13 protein-coding genes are annotated in these 19,826 nt (G+C 53.7%); 8 read left to right on the top strand and 5 right to left on the bottom strand.

Annotated elements, in window-relative coordinates; translation table 11 throughout:
• Positions 1-64 precede the first annotated feature (64 nt).
• The 3 genes from malM to malK all read right to left on the bottom strand — a co-directional run bounded on the left by malM (position 65) and on the right by malK (position 3,621).
• Complete coding sequence (malM, locus tag ACM615_RS13575) at positions 65-961, bottom strand: maltose operon protein MalM (protein WP_431012036.1); 897 nt, start codon at positions 959-961, stop codon at positions 65-67.
• A gap of 225 nt (positions 962-1,186) precedes the next feature.
• Positions 1,187-2,485, bottom strand: a complete 1,299-nt coding sequence (locus ACM615_RS13580) for a maltoporin (protein ID WP_162940769.1) — start codon at positions 2,483-2,485, stop codon at positions 1,187-1,189.
• A 26-nt stretch (positions 2,486-2,511) separates the two neighbouring features.
• A complete protein-coding gene (gene malK, locus ACM615_RS13585; protein WP_112286738.1) occupies positions 2,512-3,621 on the bottom strand; it encodes a maltose/maltodextrin ABC transporter ATP-binding protein MalK in 1,110 nt (369 codons plus the stop codon).
• Positions 3,622-3,999: 378 nt separating this feature from the next.
• On the opposite strand from malK, the gene malE reads away from it, so the two are divergent.
• The 5 genes from malE (at position 4,000) to ACM615_RS13610 (ending at position 8,788) form a co-directional block, all read left to right on the top strand.
• Positions 4,000-5,199 (top strand): maltose/maltodextrin ABC transporter substrate-binding protein MalE, encoded by a 1,200-nt coding sequence (gene malE, locus ACM615_RS13590; protein WP_112286740.1) that lies wholly within the window; start codon positions 4,000-4,002, stop codon positions 5,197-5,199.
• A gap of 71 nt (positions 5,200-5,270) precedes the next feature.
• Positions 5,271-6,830, top strand: coding sequence for a maltose ABC transporter permease MalF (gene malF, locus ACM615_RS13595; protein ID WP_120162360.1), 1,560 nt, complete (start codon positions 5,271-5,273; stop codon positions 6,828-6,830).
• A 13-nt stretch (positions 6,831-6,843) separates the two neighbouring features.
• On the top strand, positions 6,844-7,734 hold the full coding sequence (gene malG / locus ACM615_RS13600; protein WP_112286742.1) for a maltose ABC transporter permease MalG: 891 nt from the start codon (positions 6,844-6,846) through the stop codon (positions 7,732-7,734).
• Between the two features lie 232 nt (positions 7,735-7,966).
• On the top strand, positions 7,967-8,545 hold the full coding sequence (locus ACM615_RS13605) for a hypothetical protein (protein ID WP_279919524.1): 579 nt from the start codon (positions 7,967-7,969) through the stop codon (positions 8,543-8,545).
• A 63-nt stretch (positions 8,546-8,608) separates the two neighbouring features.
• On the top strand, positions 8,609-8,788 hold the full coding sequence (locus ACM615_RS13610; protein WP_132965764.1) for a hypothetical protein: 180 nt from the start codon (positions 8,609-8,611) through the stop codon (positions 8,786-8,788).
• A 51-nt stretch (positions 8,789-8,839) separates the two neighbouring features.
• On the opposite strand, the gene malQ is transcribed toward ACM615_RS13610, so the two are convergent.
• Together malQ and malP are read right to left on the bottom strand one after the other, a co-directional pair.
• Entirely contained in the window at positions 8,840-10,927 is a 2,088-nt protein-coding gene (gene malQ / locus ACM615_RS13615) for a 4-alpha-glucanotransferase (RefSeq protein ID WP_431012037.1), read from the bottom strand.
• Between the two features lie 9 nt (positions 10,928-10,936).
• Positions 10,937-13,339 carry a maltodextrin phosphorylase gene (gene malP, locus ACM615_RS13620; RefSeq protein ID WP_129639302.1) on the bottom strand — a complete coding sequence of 801 codons (2,403 nt, stop codon included), beginning with the start codon at positions 13,337-13,339 and terminating at the stop codon, positions 10,937-10,939.
• Between the two features lie 320 nt (positions 13,340-13,659).
• Here malP and malT point away from each other — a divergent pair, with 320 nt between their 5' ends.
• The 3 genes from malT to bglX all read left to right on the top strand — a co-directional run bounded on the left by malT (position 13,660) and on the right by bglX (position 19,620).
• Positions 13,660-16,386, top strand: coding sequence for an HTH-type transcriptional regulator MalT (malT, locus tag ACM615_RS13625; protein WP_113877145.1), 2,727 nt, complete (start codon positions 13,660-13,662; stop codon positions 16,384-16,386).
• A 264-nt stretch (positions 16,387-16,650) separates the two neighbouring features.
• The gene (locus ACM615_RS13630; RefSeq protein WP_112286748.1) at positions 16,651-16,935 is read left to right on the top strand and encodes a YjcB family protein; all 285 of its coding nucleotides are present in this window, start codon (positions 16,651-16,653) and stop codon (positions 16,933-16,935) included.
• Positions 16,936-17,322: 387 nt separating this feature from the next.
• Positions 17,323-19,620, top strand: coding sequence for a beta-glucosidase BglX (bglX, locus tag ACM615_RS13635; protein ID WP_431012038.1), 2,298 nt, complete (start codon positions 17,323-17,325; stop codon positions 19,618-19,620).
• The last annotated feature ends 206 nt before the right edge of the window (positions 19,621-19,826 follow it).

Below are 19,826 nucleotides of genomic sequence, written 5' to 3' on the forward strand. Positions count from 1 at the left end.
AGAAGGGAGAAAATGAAATGAGGAGATTTAGCGCCTCCCCTTCGCAGGGAGGCGCTAAGAAAACTTAGTGTTTCACGCTTTCAATAAAGGTTTTACGGGCAGTTTTAGAACCCAGACGTTCAGCTTCGTCCAGCAGTTTCAGGGCTTTATCCACGTCCCCTGCTTTCACCGCTTTCTTAATCGCGTCGTTGAAATAGGTTTCGGAATCACTGAGCATAGGTTCAGACGGTTTGGCCGGGGCTGCCGCAGGTGCAGGTGCCTGGGTGCTGCCGACAACCACTGGCGCCGCTGCTGCTGGTGCAGATGACGGGAGGAACTGACCAATCATCACGTTACCGGTTTTCTGCTCGGCGGTGACTTTCAGGCTCAGCGTGCCGGTTGGGGTATGACGGGCAATCGGATCCGGGATATCCGGTACCGCGTTACCCACGCCCGCGGCAAAGGCTTTAGCCGGGTTCACCATCTGCGTCGTTTCAGCCAGATCCTGACGAGTGGTGTACACCAGCAGATAAATTTGTTTCTGACCCAGCGCTGGCGTCAGTTTCAGTGTGCCTTCCAGACGGTCACTGGAGACGATGCCCGGTTTCTGATATGGGAAATAGCTGGAAGGATAAAAGGCTGCCGGACGCATCTGCTCATCCAGCACCAGAACATTTGGCGCATACACGGTTTTACCGGTCGCGATACTGGTCAGCGTAATTTCAAGTGAACCCCGGTCGGCAGGCAATGCGAATGCCCCGACGGCGCCCTGAATTTGACCCTGATTAATCTGTGCGCTGGACGTTCCGAGCGTCACATCCTGCGTCACTGGCGGGACCAGCGGCGTCCATGAAAGGTTGCGTAAGGTCTGGCTGGAAATCGCCGGTGCGGTATTCGCATCATTCTGCGCCGCATCCACGACCGCAGGTGCAGCAGCCAGCAGGCTCAGCGACAGACACAGTGACAGCAGATTCTTTTTCATTATTGTTTCCTTTGAAATCACCATGAAGGCTGGCGGTTATCAGCGATAATCCGCCAGCCAGCACATCTTCTTTACTGCTTGTACTTTTAAAAACTGGCACAGGCCTCGAAGTCATTTGAGTTGCAGGAAGGCGGCAACTGAACTCATCCCCGGGAGCATACACAAGTATGTGACCGGGGTGAGTGAGGGCAGCTAACGTACCTGCGGCTCAAAGGACGAAGAGGATTACCACCAGATTTCCATCTGGGCGCCGAAGGTGACTTCGTCGTCATTACCACGGCTGAAGGTTCTTGTGCTGGTATCGTTCATCGCTAAGCCATTGTTTGCGCCGCTGTCAGTATCGTAGCCCCATTTTTCATCCCAGTTTGCATAGGTTGCAAACACGCGGATGGCCGGACGTGACCAGATGCTGTCGCCAGCCTGCCATTGTTGCGCCAGGGTAACTTTGTACTGACCGTTTTTGTCGCCGGTGCGCTGGGATTTCACGTTGTCGTAACCGACTTCCAGCAAGGTGCTCATGATCGGGGTCCATTTGTACATCGGACGGACACCGACGGTATACCAGGTTGTGCCGTTATTGTTATCGCGGTCAACATCCTGATACATCGCCACATACATCAGGCTCCAGGTATCGTTGAAGTCAATCGCACCGTGGTCGAGAACACGGATCATGCTGCCGTTGTTGTCGATGGCTGCACCGTTGGAGTGGCCGTTCGCTGCGCCCTGACCCGGATCAGTCATAGAGTCTGAGGCATATTGCAGGACGAATTTGTTGTAGCCGTTGTAGATGCTCTGCGTATGTTCTGCAGTCACCAGGAAGCCGTCTTTGGTCGCATTGTCCGCGAAGGAATAACCGTCACGCGCATTGGCACGACCGTAATCCACACCTAACTCCAGCACGCCGCCCGGGTTAGTTTGCAGGCCTGCCAGACGAACGTCGAACACGTCGTTGGACGTTGGCACTTCGTTACGCTGGTCAGCAATATAGCCGTATGAGCCGCCGCTTTCGGTGTTACGGGTCGCTGCCAGAGACAGTTTACCGAAGCCCAGATCCACATCTTCCAGACCCGCACCAGGACCTGAAATATCCCAGTAGTAGAAGTCGATCATGTGAACGTCATGACGTTGGTAGAAACGCTTACCGGCCCAGATGGTGGAACCCGGCAGCCATTCGATCAGGTTCTTACCCTTCACGTTTGCTTCGCGGAAAGCCGGATCGGTTGACTCCCAGTCATTCTGTTGTGATACGGAATACGCCACGTTGGTGTCGAAGTAGAAGCTCTTATCCCCTTCTTTCCACACTTCCTGACCGAGTTTTAACTCCGCATAGGTTTCACATTCGTTACCCAGACGGTATTTACTGTCAGCGCCTGTCGCTTTGAAACATTGCTGCTCGCCGCCGCTACCAGTCCAGCCGATGCCCGAACGGGCATAACCGGTAAAATCGACTGCCATTGCTTGTGTAGAAAGGATTCCGGCAGCCACTGCCAGCGCCAGGGAAGAACTACGCATTGTAATCATCATTTTCTCCTGTAGGGGATCGCGTGCTTTCAAACACCAGATTCGGGATGTAACCGGCGACATGCAGTTCCGTCCTCGCGGAACAGATGGCAGCGGTGTGGTGGCAACCCGATGGCGAATGTTGCACCTTCTTCTACCAGCACCACGTCGTTCTGGCGGTACACCAGGTTCTGACGAATTGCCGGAATTTGGATGTGGATCTGTGTTTCGTTACCCAGTTGCTCGACGACCTGCACTTCACCGGAAAGCGTCACTTCCGCGACGTCGCTTGGCAGAAGATGTTCAGGACGGATACCCAGTGACAGGTTGCTGCCGACTTTGACGTCGGTGCCTTCGACAGGCAGCCAGACTTGCTGGCGGTTTGGCAACTCGACCTGCACACGTGCAGGTTCAGCACCGGTGACTTTCACCGGCAGGAAATTCATTTTTGGAGAGCCGATAAAACCGGCGACAAAACGGTTGGCAGGATAGTGATACAGCTCGAGCGGCTTACCGACCTGAGCGATATGTCCGGCATCGAGCACCACGATTTTATCGGCCAGCGTCATCGCTTCGACCTGATCGTGGGTCACGTAAATCATGGTGCGTTTCAGGCGCTTATGCAGGCGCGAAATTTCGATACGCATCTGCACACGCAGCGCGGCATCTAAGTTGGAAAGCGGTTCATCGAGCAGGAAAACCGTCGGTTCTGCCACCAGCGTACGGCCAATCGCTACGCGCTGACGTTGTCCGCCGGAAAGCGCTTTCGGACGACGATCTAACAGGTGCGCCAGCTGCAACACTTCAGAAACCTGATTCACACGCTGATTGATTTCGGCTTTCTTCGCTCCGGCCAGCTTGAGGCCAAAAGACATGTTTTCAGCCACCGACAGGTGCGGATAAAGCGCATAAGACTGAAATACCATGCCGATGCCGCGGTCTGCGGGCGGCACTTCATTCATGCGTTTATCACCAATCTTCAGTTCGCCGGAAGTGATGTCTTCCAGACCGGCAATCATGCGCAGCAGGGTTGATTTACCGCAGCCGGATGGCCCGACAAACACCACAAACTCGCCCTCTTCGATTTCCAGATTGATGTCGCTGGAAATCACGGTTTCACCAAAGGCTTTGTACACGCTGTTAAGGGAAACGCTCGCCATCCTGAACTCCTGTACTTGCTGCCAGCGAGAAAACTCAATGCAACGAAGAGTGAAGGAATAGCCGCTAAGCGTAATCATCCGTAACAAAGTTTTTCATGGGGGAGGAGCAGGGAGGATGACGGATTCGCGCAACCGGATGAAAGTTCACAGCAAAAATCAAATTCGTGATCTGAATGGCAAAAAACGACGCATATTTTTGAGTGATGAACCACATAACGCCAGAGAGTGTCGGCGGGATCACATTCTGAGAGGCGGGGGCGTAGAGGGGGGGATGATGAAGCGTTGTCGGGTTGAATCCACACTGGCGTCGTACCCTGTCTTTTCCCGTCTCAGACGACAGAAAACCGACTCCTCACAGGAAATAAAAAGGATTGGATTATGACTCTCAGCATTAAAAAGATTGTTAAACAAACACTGGCACTCTCAGCGCTGGCTACGCTGGTGCTGTCATCTTCCGCATTTGCCAAAATAGAAGAAGGAAAGCTGGTCATCTGGATCAACGGTGACAAAGGCTACAACGGCCTGGCGGAAGTCGGTAAGAAGTTTGAGAAAGACACCGGCATTAAAGTCACGGTAGAACATCCGGACAAGCTGGAAGAAAAATATCCGCAAGTGGCGGCCACCGGCGACGGCCCTGACATTATCTTCTGGGCGCACGACCGTTTCGGCGGTTACGCACAGTCTGGCCTGCTGGCTGAAATCAGCCCGGATAAAGCCTTCAAAGACAAACTGTTCCCGTTCACCTGGGATGCAGTGACCTTCAACGGCAAGCTGATCGGCTATCCGGTCGCGGTTGAAGCGCTGTCACTGATTTACAACAAAGACATCATTAAAGAAGCGCCAAAAACCTGGGAAGAAATCCCGGCACTGGACAAAGAGCTGCGCGCCAAAGGCAAGAGCGCCATCATGTGGAACTTGCAGGAACCGTACTTCACCTGGCCAATCATCGCCGCTGACGGCGGTTATGCGTTCAAGTATGAAAACGGCAAATACAACATCAAAGACACGGGCGTGAATAACGCAGGTTCTCAGGCTGGCCTGCAATTCATCATCGATCTGGTGAAAAACAAACACATCAACGCCGATACCGATTATTCCATCGCCGAAGCCGCCTTCAACAAAGGCCAGACCGCGATGACTATCGACGGTCCGTGGGCCTGGTCAAACCTCGACAAGAGCAAAATCAATTACGGCGTGACGCTGCTGCCAAGCTTCCACGGCAAACCGTCTAAACCGTTCGTTGGCGTACTGACTGCGGGTATCAACGCCGCCAGCCCGAATAAAGAACTGGCGAAAGAGTTCCTGGAAAACTATCTGATCACCGACGAAGGTCTGGCGGTGGTCAACAAAGATAAACCGCTGGGCGCTGTGGCACTGAAAACGTATCAGGAACAACTGGAGAAAGATCCGCGCATCGCCGCCACCATGGCTAACTCCAAAAACGGCGAAATCATGCCTAACATCCCGCAGATGAGCGCCTTCTGGTATGCAGAACGCAGCGCCATCATCAATGCGGTGAATGGCCGCCAGACTGTTCCGCAAGCACTGAAAGACGTAGAAACACGCATTACCAAGTAATGCCGAAGCATTAGCTCAATGAACGGTGCGGGACTCACGGGTTCCGTACCGCCACCACAAGGATTGTCCTTATGCCAAGAGCCAAAAAACGGCCGTTCAGCAATGCGTTCAAATGGCTGGTCATCGCCCTGCTCGCCTGCTTTACCGGTTATCTGATCGTGCTGATGTATGCGCAGGGCGAAACCCTTTTTGCCGTTCTGACCCTGATTCTTTCCAGCGTCGGTTTATACATTTACGGCAACCGCCGCGCCTATTCGTGGCGCTATGTCTATCCTGGCCTCGCCGGGATGTCTTTATTTGTGCTGTTCCCGCTGGTCTGCACCATCGCGATTGCGTTCACCAACTACAGCAGCACCAACCAGCTGACGTTTGAACGTGCGCAGTCGGTGCTGATGGACCGTCAATTTCAGGGCGGAAAAGCACTTAATTTTGCGCTCTTCCCTGCTGGTGAAAAGTCTGCCGGTGATAAATGGCAGCTGGCACTGACGTCTGCGGATAACAGCGAGACGCTGGTTTCGCCACCTTTTGCCTTTAACGCTTCCGCGCCACAAACGCTGGAGATGCTCCCGCAGACCGCCCCTTCGACGGAAAAAGCCGGTCTGCGCGTGGTGACACAAAACCGTGCGGCGCTGGGACAACTCTCGGCGAAATTACCCGACGGCGAAACGCTGCGCATGAGTTCACTGCGCCAGTTCTCCGGCACCCAGCCGCTGTACAAACTGGGCGACGATGAAAAGCAGCTGACTAACGTTGAAACCGGCACAATCTACCGCCCGAACACAAAAACCGGCTTCTATCAGGCAGTAAACGCTCAGGGCGAATGGCAGGCCGAACAACTCAGCCCGGGCTTTACCGTCGGCATCGGCTGGGGCAACTTCCTGCGCGTATTGCATGATGAAGGGATCCAGAAACCCTTCCTGTCGATTTTCGTCTGGACCGTTGTTTTTGCCCTGCTGACCGTGATCCTGACCGTTGCCGTCGGCATGGTGCTGGCCTGCGTCGTACAGTGGGAGGAACTGAAAGGCAAAGCTGCTTACCGCATCCTGCTGATCCTGCCTTATGCGGTGCCTGCCTTTATTTCGATTCTGATTTTCAAAGGGTTATTCAACCAGAGTTTCGGTGAGATCAACCTGATGCTCAGCGCGTTGTTCGGCATTAAACCGGCATGGTTCAGCGATCCGTGGACCGCCAAAAGCATGATCATTATCGTCAACACCTGGCTCGGTTATCCGTACATGATGATCCTGTGTATGGGCCTGCTGAAAGCCATTCCTGACGATCTTTATGAAGCTTCGGCAATGGACGGCGCCACGCCGATGCAGAACTTCTTCCGCATCACGCTGCCTTTGCTCATTAAACCGCTGACGCCGCTGATGATCGCCAGCTTTGCCTTTAACTTTAATAACTTCGTGCTGATCCAGTTACTGACCAACGGCGGGCCGGACATGCTCGGCACTACGACACCTGCCGGTCATACCGATTTGCTGGTCAGCTACACCTATCGCATCGCCTTCGAAGGCGGCGGCGGGCAGGACTTCGGGCTGGCGGCGGCGATTGCCACGCTGATCTTCCTGCTGGTCGGTGCGCTGGCTGTCGTGAACCTGAAAGCCTCACGCATGAAATTCGACTAAGGAGAAACAGACAATGCCCATGGTTAAACCTAAGTCGCAGAAAGTCAGATTGCTGGTCACGCACCTTTTACTGCTGTGTTTTCTGGCGCTGATCCTGTTCCCGCTGCTGATGGTATTCGCCATCTCGCTGCGTCCGGGTAACTTTGCTACCGGCAGCCTGATCCCGGATCAGGTCTCGTGGGATCACTGGAAACTGGCGCTCGGCATCGCGGTCACCAACAGCGACGGCAGCATCACGCCGCCGCCATTCCCGGTGATGTTGTGGTTATGGAACTCGATCAAGATCGCCGGGATCACCGCGGTCGGCATCGTCGCCCTTTCCACCACCTGCGCCTACGCGTTTGCCCGCATGAAATTCCGCGGTAAAAGTTCGCTGCTCAAAGGGATGCTGATCTTCCAGATGTTCCCGGCGGTGCTGTCTCTGGTGGCGTTATACGCCCTGTTCGACCGCCTCGGCATGTATGTGCCGTTCCTCGGCCTGAACACTCACGGCGGCGTGATCTTCGCCTATATGGGCGGCATCGCCCTGCACGTCTGGACCATCAAAGGCTATTTCGAAACCATCGACGGCTCGCTGGAAGAAGCCGCCGCACTGGATGGCGCCACCCCGTGGCAGGCTTTCCGTCTGGTGCTGCTGCCGCTGTCGGTACCGATTCTGGCCGTCGTGTTCATTCTGTCGTTCATCGCAGCCATCACCGAAGTGCCGGTGGCATCTTTACTGCTGCGTGACGTGAACAGCTACACCCTGGCGGTCGGCATGCAGCAATATCTGAACCCGCAAAACTACCTGTGGGGCGATTTCGCGGCGGCGGCAATATTGTCCGCCATCCCGATTACGGCAGTATTCCTGATCGCCCAACGCTGGCTGGTCGGCGGCTTAACTGCAGGCGGTGTGAAAGGTTAAATGTAAGGCTAATGCGCTTTGTAGTACTTGATCAATTACCTGTGTCTTGGGCGGCTGAATAAGCCGCCTTTTTTTGTGTCTGTGCTTATGCAAACCGCTTTCCATTGCATTCTACTTTTCGTAGACATATTCCAGGAATGATAAATAAGTATCAGGATCGGCTCTCTGGGATGGTATTGCCCAGTATTCCTCTTAACATGCCTGCGGGACAGACGGTTAAAAGGAGGTCCCCGTGAATACTTCAGGATGGGTTTATGACATTGCCGAATTGGCATTTAACGAATTACAAAACAGGCTCAACGATCACCAGATAAATGTTCAGGTAAATTTTCTGGATAAGCGTTCTGCTATTGATCTTGAACTCATGCGGACGATGCTAGACTGGCGATTATGGTTTAAAGAAGAACACTTCATTCTTGAAAACCGCTTCAGCCTGGCAATACATTCTAAAGGCAGGCCGCCCATAGTGATTGGCGCAGCGGTATATTCTTACGATGTTAAAGCTAACCAGGTTTCTATTCACATGCTGGAACATTTTAAAAATGCCGTTTTAAAGTCAGCATTAGAAAAACGCATGGCTTTTTGTGCATTTTTTGCCGCGTATTTATTTGCAGATATTGTTGGTGTAATAGTTCTGAAAATAAACAGACCTGTTTCAGGGCTGGCCTCTTTTTACCAGTACTGGGGATTTATTTATGACGAGCATGGCGATATGAAAGTTAACAAATCAAATCTGTTAAATAAATTACGCCATTTGGGACAACGAGGGGGAGTACACGATTTTGAATGGCCTGAAGAAGGGCTTAACTGAACCGGTATAGGAAATGAATTATTAAAACGGTAGAGTGTTCTAATTCACACTAAAGGAATAGTTATGAGAACCATTGAAGAGATTTTAAGAACGTTACCTCCAGAAATAGTGGCTAATTATCATCGGACTAAAGATCAGCGCCGCATCGTTGGCGACATGATGTTTGCTATCCTCGATCCCGGCGAAATTCTGGTAGGTATTCTTGCTAATAACGCAGAAGCAGAAACGCATACTTCTTTTTAAGTCATTCACAAAAAAGCCCCTTACGGGGCTTAGTTTGTCTTTCTCTAAACCTCAGCTTACCGAAACTTTCCGGCGGCGTTTATCGAGGTCTTTAATCAGCTTATTCACCTGCTCGTCGGCGAACATCTCTTCGAGGGAGGTGGACAGTTTACGGCGCCAGTTCGGGTATTCGTCGCTGGTGCCGGGCACGTTGACCGGCGCGTCCATGTCGAGCCAGTCTTCCGGTTGCAGGCCGAGCAAAGCACAGGCGCTGTCAGCGACGTAGCGTTGCAGGCCACGGTTGAGCACCGGCGTCATCTCCGTCAATGCCGCTTTACGTCCGGTTTTTTTAGGGATGCAGTCGTAGTGGTGTAAGCCGTCAAGCAGCCCCTGACGCGCACGGGCGCGGTCGGCGTACAGCTCCTGCAACACATCTTCATCGCGGTACAGTCCCAGCGATTTACCCAGCGCCAGATCGTCACTTTGCCAGTATCCGCGCAGCGTCGGCAGGTCGTGTGTGGTGATGGTCGCCATCGCCTGAACCGGATACGACTGCGGCGCACGGAAGTTGTTTTCCTCATCACGCTCGAAATACAGCACTTTGTAGGAATACACCCCGCCTTCGCGCAGCTTACTGACGATCTCCACCGGAACCGTGCCCAGATCCTCACCAATCACCATGCAGCGGTGACGCTGACTTTCCAGCGCCAGAATAGCCAGCAGATCGTCTACCGGATATTGCACATACGCGCCTTTATCCGCCGTTTCACCGGCCGGGATCCACCATAAACGCAATAACGTCATCACGTGATCAATACGCAACGCGCCACAGCTGGTCATGTTTGAACGCAGCAGATCGATAAACGGCTGATAGCCGCGTTTCACCATCACATGCGGATCCATCGGGCGCAGATCCCAGTTCTGACCCAGCGGCCCGAGGATATCCGGCGGTGCACCGACCGAGGCTTTCAGGCAGTACAATTCGCCATCGCCCCAGGTTTCCGAGCCACCTTCCACCACGCCGACGGCCAGATCACGGTATAAACCGATCGGCATGTCGCCCTGCTGGCTGACCTCGTAGCATTGGGAAAATTGCGTTTCTGCAAGCCATTGCAGCCAGAGGTAAAACTCCACATCCTGCGCTTGTTGTTCGCAGAAAGCGCGAACGGCCGGTCCGCGCGCATCATGATATTGCTCCGGCCAGCGGTTCCAGCCGAGCGCAACATCCGTCTCTTTCGCCAGATGTTCGTATAACGCGTCAAACGCCGCCTGCAGATACAGACTTTCCCCGCCCTGTTTCACAAAAGCGGCCAGCGATTTCACCTGCGCATCCTGCGCTTTACGCTTCAGGAATTGCGCGTAGGCCAGGCGTAAACCTTCGAGTTTCAGCGGCATCACTTCGCCATAATCCACCCAGTCGCTGGCGCGTACGGCCTGTAACCGTTGCTGCGTCAGCGGCAGATTCCACCACTGTTGCGCGGCTTCGCTCAGCCTGAAATCGTCGACGGCACTGACGTCGATATAAATCACGTTCAGCCAGCGGCGCGACGACGGACTGTAAGGGCTGGCCGCCACCGGATTGGCCGGATACAGCGCATGAATAGGATTCAGCCCGACAAACGCACCGCCACGCTCAGCGACCTTTTTCAGCAACAACCGGAGATCGCCGAAATCGCCAATCCCCCAGTTATTTTCCGAACGCAGCGTATAAAGTTGCACGCACGCGCCCCACAGCTTTTTACCCGCCAGCAACGCATCAGGTTCATAGCAGCGTTTCGGGGCGACAATCACCCGGCAATCCCACTGCTGCGCATCTTGTGTCAGCGTCAGCTGGTGATAACCGGCAGGGATTTTGCCCGGCAGCGCCAGGGTCATTTTGCCGCTGATTCGCCCTTGCTGGATTGCGCCGCTTTCCAGTTTGAGTGTCCAGGCATATTCACCTTCCCCCCCGACTGGCAATGCCAGACGGCTGCCGGAAACGAACACTTTCACCGCAGGAACCGGCGTCACTACCAGATGGCTTTCCGCCACCCAACCCATTGCGGCTAACAGTTCACGCTTAGTTTCGGGCGCAATCGCCTGCTGCTTACCGTGCGCGTTGATAAAACCAGAGGAAATACCCGCCTCCCTGGCGGCCTGCTCCAGTGCTTTGTTCTCCATGCGGGCTCCTTAACGTTTCGCCTGCCAGATCCGCTGCTGATAATCGCGGATCGAGCGGTCGGAACTGAACATCCCAACACGTGCCGTGTTGAGAATGGTTTTGCGCGTCCAGTCTTCCTGGTCGCGATACAGCACATCAACTTTTTGCTGCGCGGCGCAATAATCGGCAAAGTCAGCCAGCACCAGATAAGGATCGCCGCCACCCAGCAAACTGTCGAGCATCAGGCTGAAAGCCTGTTTGTCGCCATCGCTGAAGAAGCCGTTTTCCAGCTCTTTGAGGATCTTATCCAGGTGCTTGTCTTTTTTGCGGATCTTGAGCGGATCGTAGCCTTTCGCCTGCAACGCTTTGACCTGATCAACCGTGTTGCCAAAGATGAAGATATTGTCTTCCCCGACCTCTTCAGCAATCTCGACATTCGCGCCGTCGAGCGTGCCGACGGTCAGCGCGCCGTTCAGCGCCAGCTTCATGTTGCCGGTGCCTGAGGCTTCTTTTCCGGCGGTCGAAATCTGCTCGGAAACGTCTGCGGCCGGGATCATCAGTTCAGCGACAGAAACGCGGTAATCCGGAATAAACACCACTTTGATGCGGTCGCGCACCAGCGGATCGTTATTCACTTTTTCCGCCACTTTGTTAATAGCGTAGATGATGTTTTTCGCCAGGTAATAACCCGGTGCCGCTTTCGCGCCGAACAGGAAGACGCGTGGCACCATGTCCATTTCCGGGTTATCACGCAGCTGACGGTAAAGGGACAGAATGTGCAGCAGGTTAAGATGCTGACGTTTATATTCGTGCAGGCGTTTGATCTGCACATCGAAAATCGCGTCAGGGTTAAGCGTCAGCCCCATCACCTGTTTCACGTAGTGCGCCAGTTTTATTTTATTCTCGCGCTTAATCGTCTGATAACGCTGACGGAATTTTTTATCGTCGGCGAAACTTTCCAGCCCTTTCAGGGCATCAAGATCGTTCACCCATTCGGTTTTCAGCGTGTCGTCAATCAGCGCAGACAGTGCCGGATTACACTGTTTCAGCCAGCGACGCGGCGTAATGCCGTTGGTGACGTTATGGAATTTGTTCGGCCACAGCTGGTGATATTCCGGGAACAGATCTTTCACCACCAGTTCGGAGTGCAGCGCCGCCACACCGTTCACCGCAAAACCGCTGACCACGCACAGGTTCGCCATACGGACTTGTTTGTTCTGGTGAACAGACAGTTTTTCCCACACCGCTTTATCGCCCGGCCACTGCTTTTCGACCACTTTTTTGAAGCGGGCATTAATGGCTTTGATCAGCGAGAAGTGGCGCGGCAACAGGCTGCGTACCAGTTTTTCGTCCCAGCATTCCAGCGCTTCAGGCATCAGCGTGTGGTTGGTATACGCAAAGGTCTGGCTGGTGATTGCCCAGGCAGCGTCCCAGTCCAGCTGATGCTCGTCGAGCAAAATACGCAGCAGTTCAGGAATGGCAATGGTCGGGTGCGTGTCGTTGAGCTGGATAACTTCGAATTTCGGTAAATCCTCAATTTTGCGACCGAGGAAATGATGACGACGCAGGATATCGCCTACCGAACAGGCGCACTGGAAATACTGCTGCATCAGGCGCAGGCGTTTACCGGCGTCGTGGTTGTCATTCGGATACAACACTTTGGTGAGCTTCGCCGCATCAATGCCTTTTTGCTCAGCTTTGAGGAATTCACCGTCGTTGAACAAGGTCAGATCAAACGGATGCACATCAGTCGCCTGCCACAAACGCAGTGGCTGGGTGACGCCATTTTTATAGCCGACCACCGGCAAATCCCAGGCTTCACCGCGCAGGGAGAACGCCGGACGCCATTGTTCTTCGCCATTCTCGTTCCTGGTCAGTTTGCCGCCAAACGCCACGTCAACAGACAGCGAGCTGTTGTGGCTGAACCACGGATAGCTTTCGCGATGCCAGTTATCCGGCGCTTCCTGCTGTTTGCCTTCGCTGAACGACTGACGGAACAGACCGTATTGATAATTCAGGCCGTAGCCGGTCGCCGGTTGTCCGACGGTCGCCATCGAATCAAGGAAACAGGCCGCCAGACGCCCTAGTCCGCCATTACCCAGCGCCGGATCGGTTTCCTGCTCCAGCACATCGGCCAGCTCAACGCCCTGCTCTTTCAGCGCCTGGTTAACGGTCTCATACCAGCCGAGGTTGATCAGGTTATTCGCGGTCAGGCGCCCGATCAGAAATTCCATCGAAATATAGTTTACGTGCCGTTGCGGCTGTTTTGTCGCTTCAGGCGCAGGCTGCGCACTCAGCTGTTCGGACAGCGCGGCACTGGTGGCCTGCCACCACTGATGCGGTGTCATATCCTGTGCCTGTTGCAAACCGAATCCCTGCCACTGGCGTTTTAGCGCGGCTAAAAACTGCGTCTTATCCAAAGTCACCTGCATTACATGCCTCTTTATCCGGGAATTTGTAGGGAAGTCTGATGTTGATTATCACTATGCTGACGCTTGTGCCTGTGAGCAGCATCATCCTGCCAAAGATTAGGCAGGGAGGAGAAACGGGGCGTAGCCGGAGGAGACGGGGGATCAGGGGGAAGCTCTGAAAATTTGTATTTAGAAGTGTGATGCAGAGCAACTTAACGGCATGTAAAAACGTAACATTCTTGCAATCAATGTTTCAAAGGAGGACTTTAGAAAAAGTGATTAATTACACGCTGCGAAATAATTATTACGCCTCCTGACTACCGTCAAAAGAATCGAAAAAAATGCTGATCCCGTCGAAATTGAGCCGCCCGGTGCGGCAGCAAAATACAGTGGTTCGCGATCGTCTGCTGACGAAGCTCTCGACTGCGCCAAATTACCGTCTGACCCTGGTCGCCAGTCCGGCGGGCTATGGGAAAACGACGCTGGTCGCACATTGGGCGGCGGGCAAAAGCGATCTCGGCTGGTATTCCCTGGATGAAAGTGACAATCAGCCGGAGCGTTTTGCCAGCTATCTGATTGCGGCGGTACAACAGGCTTGCGGCGGTCATTGCGTCAAAAGTGAAGCGCTGAGTCAGAAACACCAGTACGCCAGTTTATCGGCGCTGTTTGCTCAGCTGTTTGTTGAGCTTTCCGACTGGCACCGTCCGCTGCTGCTGGTTATCGACGATTATCACCTGATTTCTAACGATGCCATCCATGAAGGGATGCGTTTTTTCCTGCGTCATCAGCCGGAAAATCTGTCGCTGGTGGTCCTTTCGCGCACCCTGCCACCGCTGGGTATCGCCAATATGCGTGTCCGCGATCAGTTGCTGGAACTTAACGCCACGCATCTGGCCTTTACGCACCCGGAAACCCAGCAATTTTTCGACAACCGCTTGAAAGACCCCATCGATCAGGCCGACAGTGGCCGCCTGTGCGACGAAGTGGCTGGCTGGGCAACGGCACTCCAGTTGATCGCGTTATCCGCACGTCAGTCCACCACGTCGTCGCAACAGTCTACGCAGCAGTCCGCCCGCAAACTGGCCGGGCTGAATGCCAGCCATCTTTCAGAATATCTGGTGGATGAAGTGCTGGATCGCGTGGATGCGCCGACACGAGACTTTTTACTGCGCTGCTCGCTGCTGCGGTCAATGAACGATGCGCTGATTGTGCGCCTGACCGGCAGCGAAAACGGCCAGCAGCGCCTCGAGGAACTGGAACGTCAGGGGCTTTTCATTCACCGCATGGATGACACCGGCGAATGGTTTAACTTCCATCCGCTGTTTGCCACTTTCCTGCGCCAGCGCTGCCAGTGGGAACTGTCGACAGAACTGCCGGCCATTCACCGTGCCGCTGCTGAAGGCTGGCTGGCGCAAGGTTTTCCAGCCGAAGCTATTCATCATGCGCTGGGGGCGGAAGACATCAATATGCTGCGCGATATTCTGCTGCAACACGCCTGGGCACTGTTCAATCAGAGCGAACTCGCGTTGCTGGAAGAATGTCTGGCCGCGCTGCCGTACGACCGCCTGATCCAGAATCCTAAACTGGTGCTGTTGCAGGCGTGGCTGGCACAAAGTCAGCACCGTTATGCCGAAGTGGAAACGTTGCTGGTGCGCGCCGAAAGTGAAATGCAGCAGCGCAATATCGTCATGGAACAGGAACTCGCGGCGGAATTTGATGCCCTGCGGGCGCAGGTGGCGATTAACGATGGCCGTCAGGATGAGGCGGAAAAACTTGCCGCAGACGCCCTGAAATATCTGCCGTATGAAAGCTATTACAGCCGGATTGTGGCGACCTCGGTCACCGGCGAAATCCAGCACTGCAAAGGCGATCTGACCCGCGCCTTGCCGCTGATGCAGCAAACCGAACAGATTGCCCGCCGCTATGAAGCTTATCACTATGCGTTATGGGCATTGCTGCAACAGAGTGAAATCCTGATTGCGCAGGGCTTTTTGCAGGCTGCGTTTGAGATGCAGGATCGCGCTTTTGAACTGGTGCGTGAACAGCATCTGGAACAGTTGCCGATGCACGAATTTTTACTGCGCCTGCGCTCGCAATTACTGTGGTCATGGTCGCGGCTCGATGATGCCGAAGACGCCGCCCGTCAGGGGCTCGACGTGCTGACCAACTTCCAGCCACAGCAGCAGTTGCAGTGTCTGGCAATGCTGGCGAAATGCTCCCTCGCCCGCGGTCAGCTAGATAACGCACATCACCATCTGCAACGCTGCGAAAGCCTGCTCAAAACCGGTCAGTATCACATCGACTGGCTGACCAATACCGATAAACCAAGGGTGATTTACTGGCAGATGATCGGCGACAAAGCCGCTGCCCGCCAGTGGTTGCAACAGGCACGTAAACCCGACATGGCCGACAACCATTTCCAGCAAGGCCAGTGGCGTAATATCGCCCGCGTGCAGATTTTGCTGGAACAGTTTGATGAAGCCGAGGTGGTGCTCGATGAGCTGAATCAGAATGCGCGTCAGTTGCGCCTGACCAGCGATCTCAACCGCAATCTGCTGCTCAGCAATCTGCTTTACTGGCATACCGGCCGTAAAAATGATGCGCAGCGGGTGTTGATCGAAGCGCTGGGGCTGGCGAACCGTACGGGTTTTGTCAGTCATTTCGTCATCGAAGGGGAAATGATGGCGCAGCAGTTGCGACAGTTGCTGCAACTCAATCTGCTGCCGGAACTGGAACAGCGCCGTGCGCAGCAAATTCTGCGTGAAATTAACCAGCACCATCGTCATAAGTTCGCGCACTTCGACGAAGGGTTCGTCAACAAACTGCTGACCCATCCGCAGGTGCCGGAACTGATCCGCACCAGTCCGCTGACCCAGCGCGAATGGCAGGTTCTCGGGCTGATTTACTCCGGTTACAGCAACGATCAGATCGCCGGTGAACTCGATGTCGCCTCCACCACCATCAAAACGCATATCCGCAATTTGTACCAGAAACTGGGCGTCGCACACCGTCAGGAAGCGGTGCAGCAGGCGCAGCATCTGTTACAGGTCATGGGGTACGGCGCCTGATTCACCGGGTAACTCTCAGCGCCCTACCGTTATCGCACCCCACTCTTTTCATAACACATCATCAAAATAAGTTGATGTGTTATGCCTATTTTTCATTAGCGAACATATTTTGCTCAAAAATAAAATCCGGTGATATAATGTGACCGTCGTCACACTATTGTAATTCACCATTTCTTCAGAAAAGCCCGCTGCCAACCTGTTGTAACAGCCATCCGGCTGATTTTGGCTTTGTGTAAACGGCTGTAGTGAGTAAGGATTTTATCGATGGGTACTTTAACTGCCGGGATTGTCATGATGCGCTGGGAATTGCTTAGCGCCTTTTTGATGTTCTGCACCAGCCAGCTTAATATTGTTTGCCGCCAGTCCAGCCGCAATACCATGGCCTTTGTTTGCAGCGGTCTCGGCCTGACCGTGACCTGTTTCTTCGTCATGAGTCTGATGGGCATGAATTATGATGCCGCCGCCGTCGCGCAGTTCTGGGCAAACACGAAAGACGTTTTCTTTGATGTGATGAGCAAAACCCCGACCGATATGTCTTATTACTATTAATCCGATTCGCTCACCGTGTGTCGTTGAGAACAGATGAAAGAAAGGCAGCACATGATGTTCTGCCTTTTTTATTGCCCTGATAATGAACATTCAGACCAGCTTGCTGATTATTTGTTCACCTGCATATCATTTAATCCTAAATTTAGAAAAATGCGTGGCGTATCTGAGGTCTTTTTGTACGTGAGTTTCTGATTACCTGTAAATTGCACTCTGCTCCGCAATGTAAAACGATATTGTGCGCAGGGCATAAACTATTCATTGCTAATAGTTGAAGGGTCGTATTAGATTCTCACCCATACTTTTCTTAGAATGATCATTGCTTTGTTTGCTTCAGGCTGCTGAATTTTCACCGGTTTGGCACCCCTGCTTATGGCTGAAGGAATTCCGATGAATACGCATCACGTGCTTGGCGCGTTAGTGTTACTGGTAAGTTCTGCTTCTTCGCTCGCCGTTGAAACGACGGGCATTCCCCAGGATCAGGTAAAAGAGCGCAATGCATTTATTGCGGACCTGATGAAAAAAATGACCATTGATGAAAAAATCGGTCAGCTGAATCTGGTCACTGTGGGGCCGGACTATCAGAAAGAAGCCATTATGGCTGACATCCGCGCCGGTAAAGTCGGTGGCGTGTTTAATACCGTCACTAAACCTGATATTCGCCGCATGCAGGATCAGGTCAAAGAAAGCCGCCTGAAGATCCCTCCGTTTTATGCCTATGACGTGGTGCATGGTCAGCGCACTATTTTCCCTATCAGCCTTGGCCTTGCCGCCAGCTGGGATATGCAGGCCGTCAACACCAGCGCACGTATTTCCGCACTGGAAACCGCAGCAGATGGTCTGAATATGACCTTCTCGCCAATGGTCGATATTACCCGTGATCCGCGCTGGGGCCGTGTCTCCGAAGGTTTTGGCGAAGACACCTACCTGACGTCCCGCCTGGCACATGAAATGGTGACGGGTTATCAGGGTAAAGACCCTTCCGCACCCGACGCCGTGATGGCTAACGTCAAACACTACGCGCTGTACGGCGCGGTGGAAGGCGGTCGCGAATACAACACCGTGGACATGAGCCTGACCCGCATGTTTAACGATTACATGCCACCGTATAAAGCGGCGGTAGATGCCGGTGCCGGTGGCGTGATGGTTGCCCTCAACAGTGTTAACGGCATTCCCGCGACGTCAAATACCTGGTTGCTGAAAGATATTCTGCGCGATGACTGGCAGTTCAAAGGTCTGACAGTGAGTGACCACGGCGCTATTGGCGGTCTGGTCAAACACGGCGTGGCCGAAGATGATCGTCAGGCGGCTGCGATGGCGCTGAAAGCCGGTGTCGATATGGACATGGCCGACAATATGTACGGTAAGTATCTGAAAGGATTGCTCGCCGACGGTCTGGTGAGTCAGCAGGATATTGACCGTGCCGTACGTGACGTTCTGGCCGCGAAATGGGACATGGGGTTGTTTGTCGATGAATACCGTCATTTAGGCCCGCAGTCGAGCGACCCGGCGGACACCAATGCCGAAAGCCGTCTGCACCGCACCGAAGCCCGCGAAGTCGCACGTACGTCCCTCGTGTTGCTGAAAAACACCAACGAGACGCTGCCGTTACAGAAAAAAGGCACCATTGCCGTGATTGGCCCGCTGGCTGACAGCAAACGCGATGTGATGGGCAGCTGGTCTGCCGCCGGTAAAGCCGCTCAGGCTGTGACTGTCTTGCAGGGGATGAAAGATGTCCTCGGAGACAAAGGCACTTTGTTATATGCACGCGGTGCTAACATCACCGACGATCAGGGGATGGTCGATTTCCTTAATTCCTACGACAAGCAGGTGATCAACGACCCGCGTAAACCACAGGACATGATTGACGAAGCGGTGAAAACAGCTGAGAAATCAGATGTCGTGGTGGCGGTGGTGGGTGAAGCGCAGGGTATGGCGCATGAAGCCTCCAGCCGTTCAGATATCAGCATTCCGCAAAGCCAGCGTGACCTGCTCAAGGCGCTGAAAGCCACCGGTAAACCGCTGGTGATTGTGCTGATGAATGGTCGTCCTCTGACACTGACGTGGGAAAATGACATCTCTGATGCCATGCTGGAAACCTGGTTCGCCGGCACCGAAGGCGGTCACGCGATTGCCGACGTTCTGTTTGGCGATTACAACCCGTCAGGCAAACTGCCGATGACTTTCCCGCGTTCGGTCGGGCAAATTCCTTTGTATAACAGCGTGCTGAATACCGGTCGTCCGTTCAATCCACAGCATCCGGATAAATACACGACCCGTTATTTCGATATCACCAACGGGCCGCTGTTCCCGTTCGGTTATGGCCTGAGCTACACCCGTTTCAGCGTGTCTGACGTGAACCTTTCATCCACAACCATGGATGCGAAACATCCGCTGACAGCCAGTGTCACGGTGAAAAACACCGGCAAAGTCAGTGGCGCGACGATCGTCCAGCTGTATCTGCAGGATGTCACCGCGTCGATCAGTCGTCCGGTTAAAGAGCTGAAGAACTTTGAGAAGATCACCCTGCAGCCGGGTGAAGAGAAAACCGTGACATTTGCTATCAATGAAAGAGACTTACGTTTCTACAATGACAAGCTGAAATGGGCCTCTGAACCCGGTAAGTTCAACGTATTCGTCGGGTTAGATTCTCAGGATGTGAAGAAAACCAGCTTCCTGTTGAAATAACATATCGGGTCTGAAACCAGGCCCGATATGCAGTCAGCACGTTCTCTCTCAGGCGGGATCCCGGCAACGGAACCCGCCTGTTCTGAGCAGTAATTTCTGTCCGGTGACTGGATATATAACCGACAGTTGCTAACCTTAAATTCAATGTGTTACGCCTTCCGGCTCTGTATCCGATAGTTGCGGAGCGGTGCGGGTGTGCTGAGCAG

The organism is Rahnella sp. PAMC25617 (assembly GCF_050606005.1).
GTDB classification, from domain to species: domain Bacteria; phylum Pseudomonadota; class Gammaproteobacteria; order Enterobacterales; family Enterobacteriaceae; genus Rahnella; species Rahnella variigena.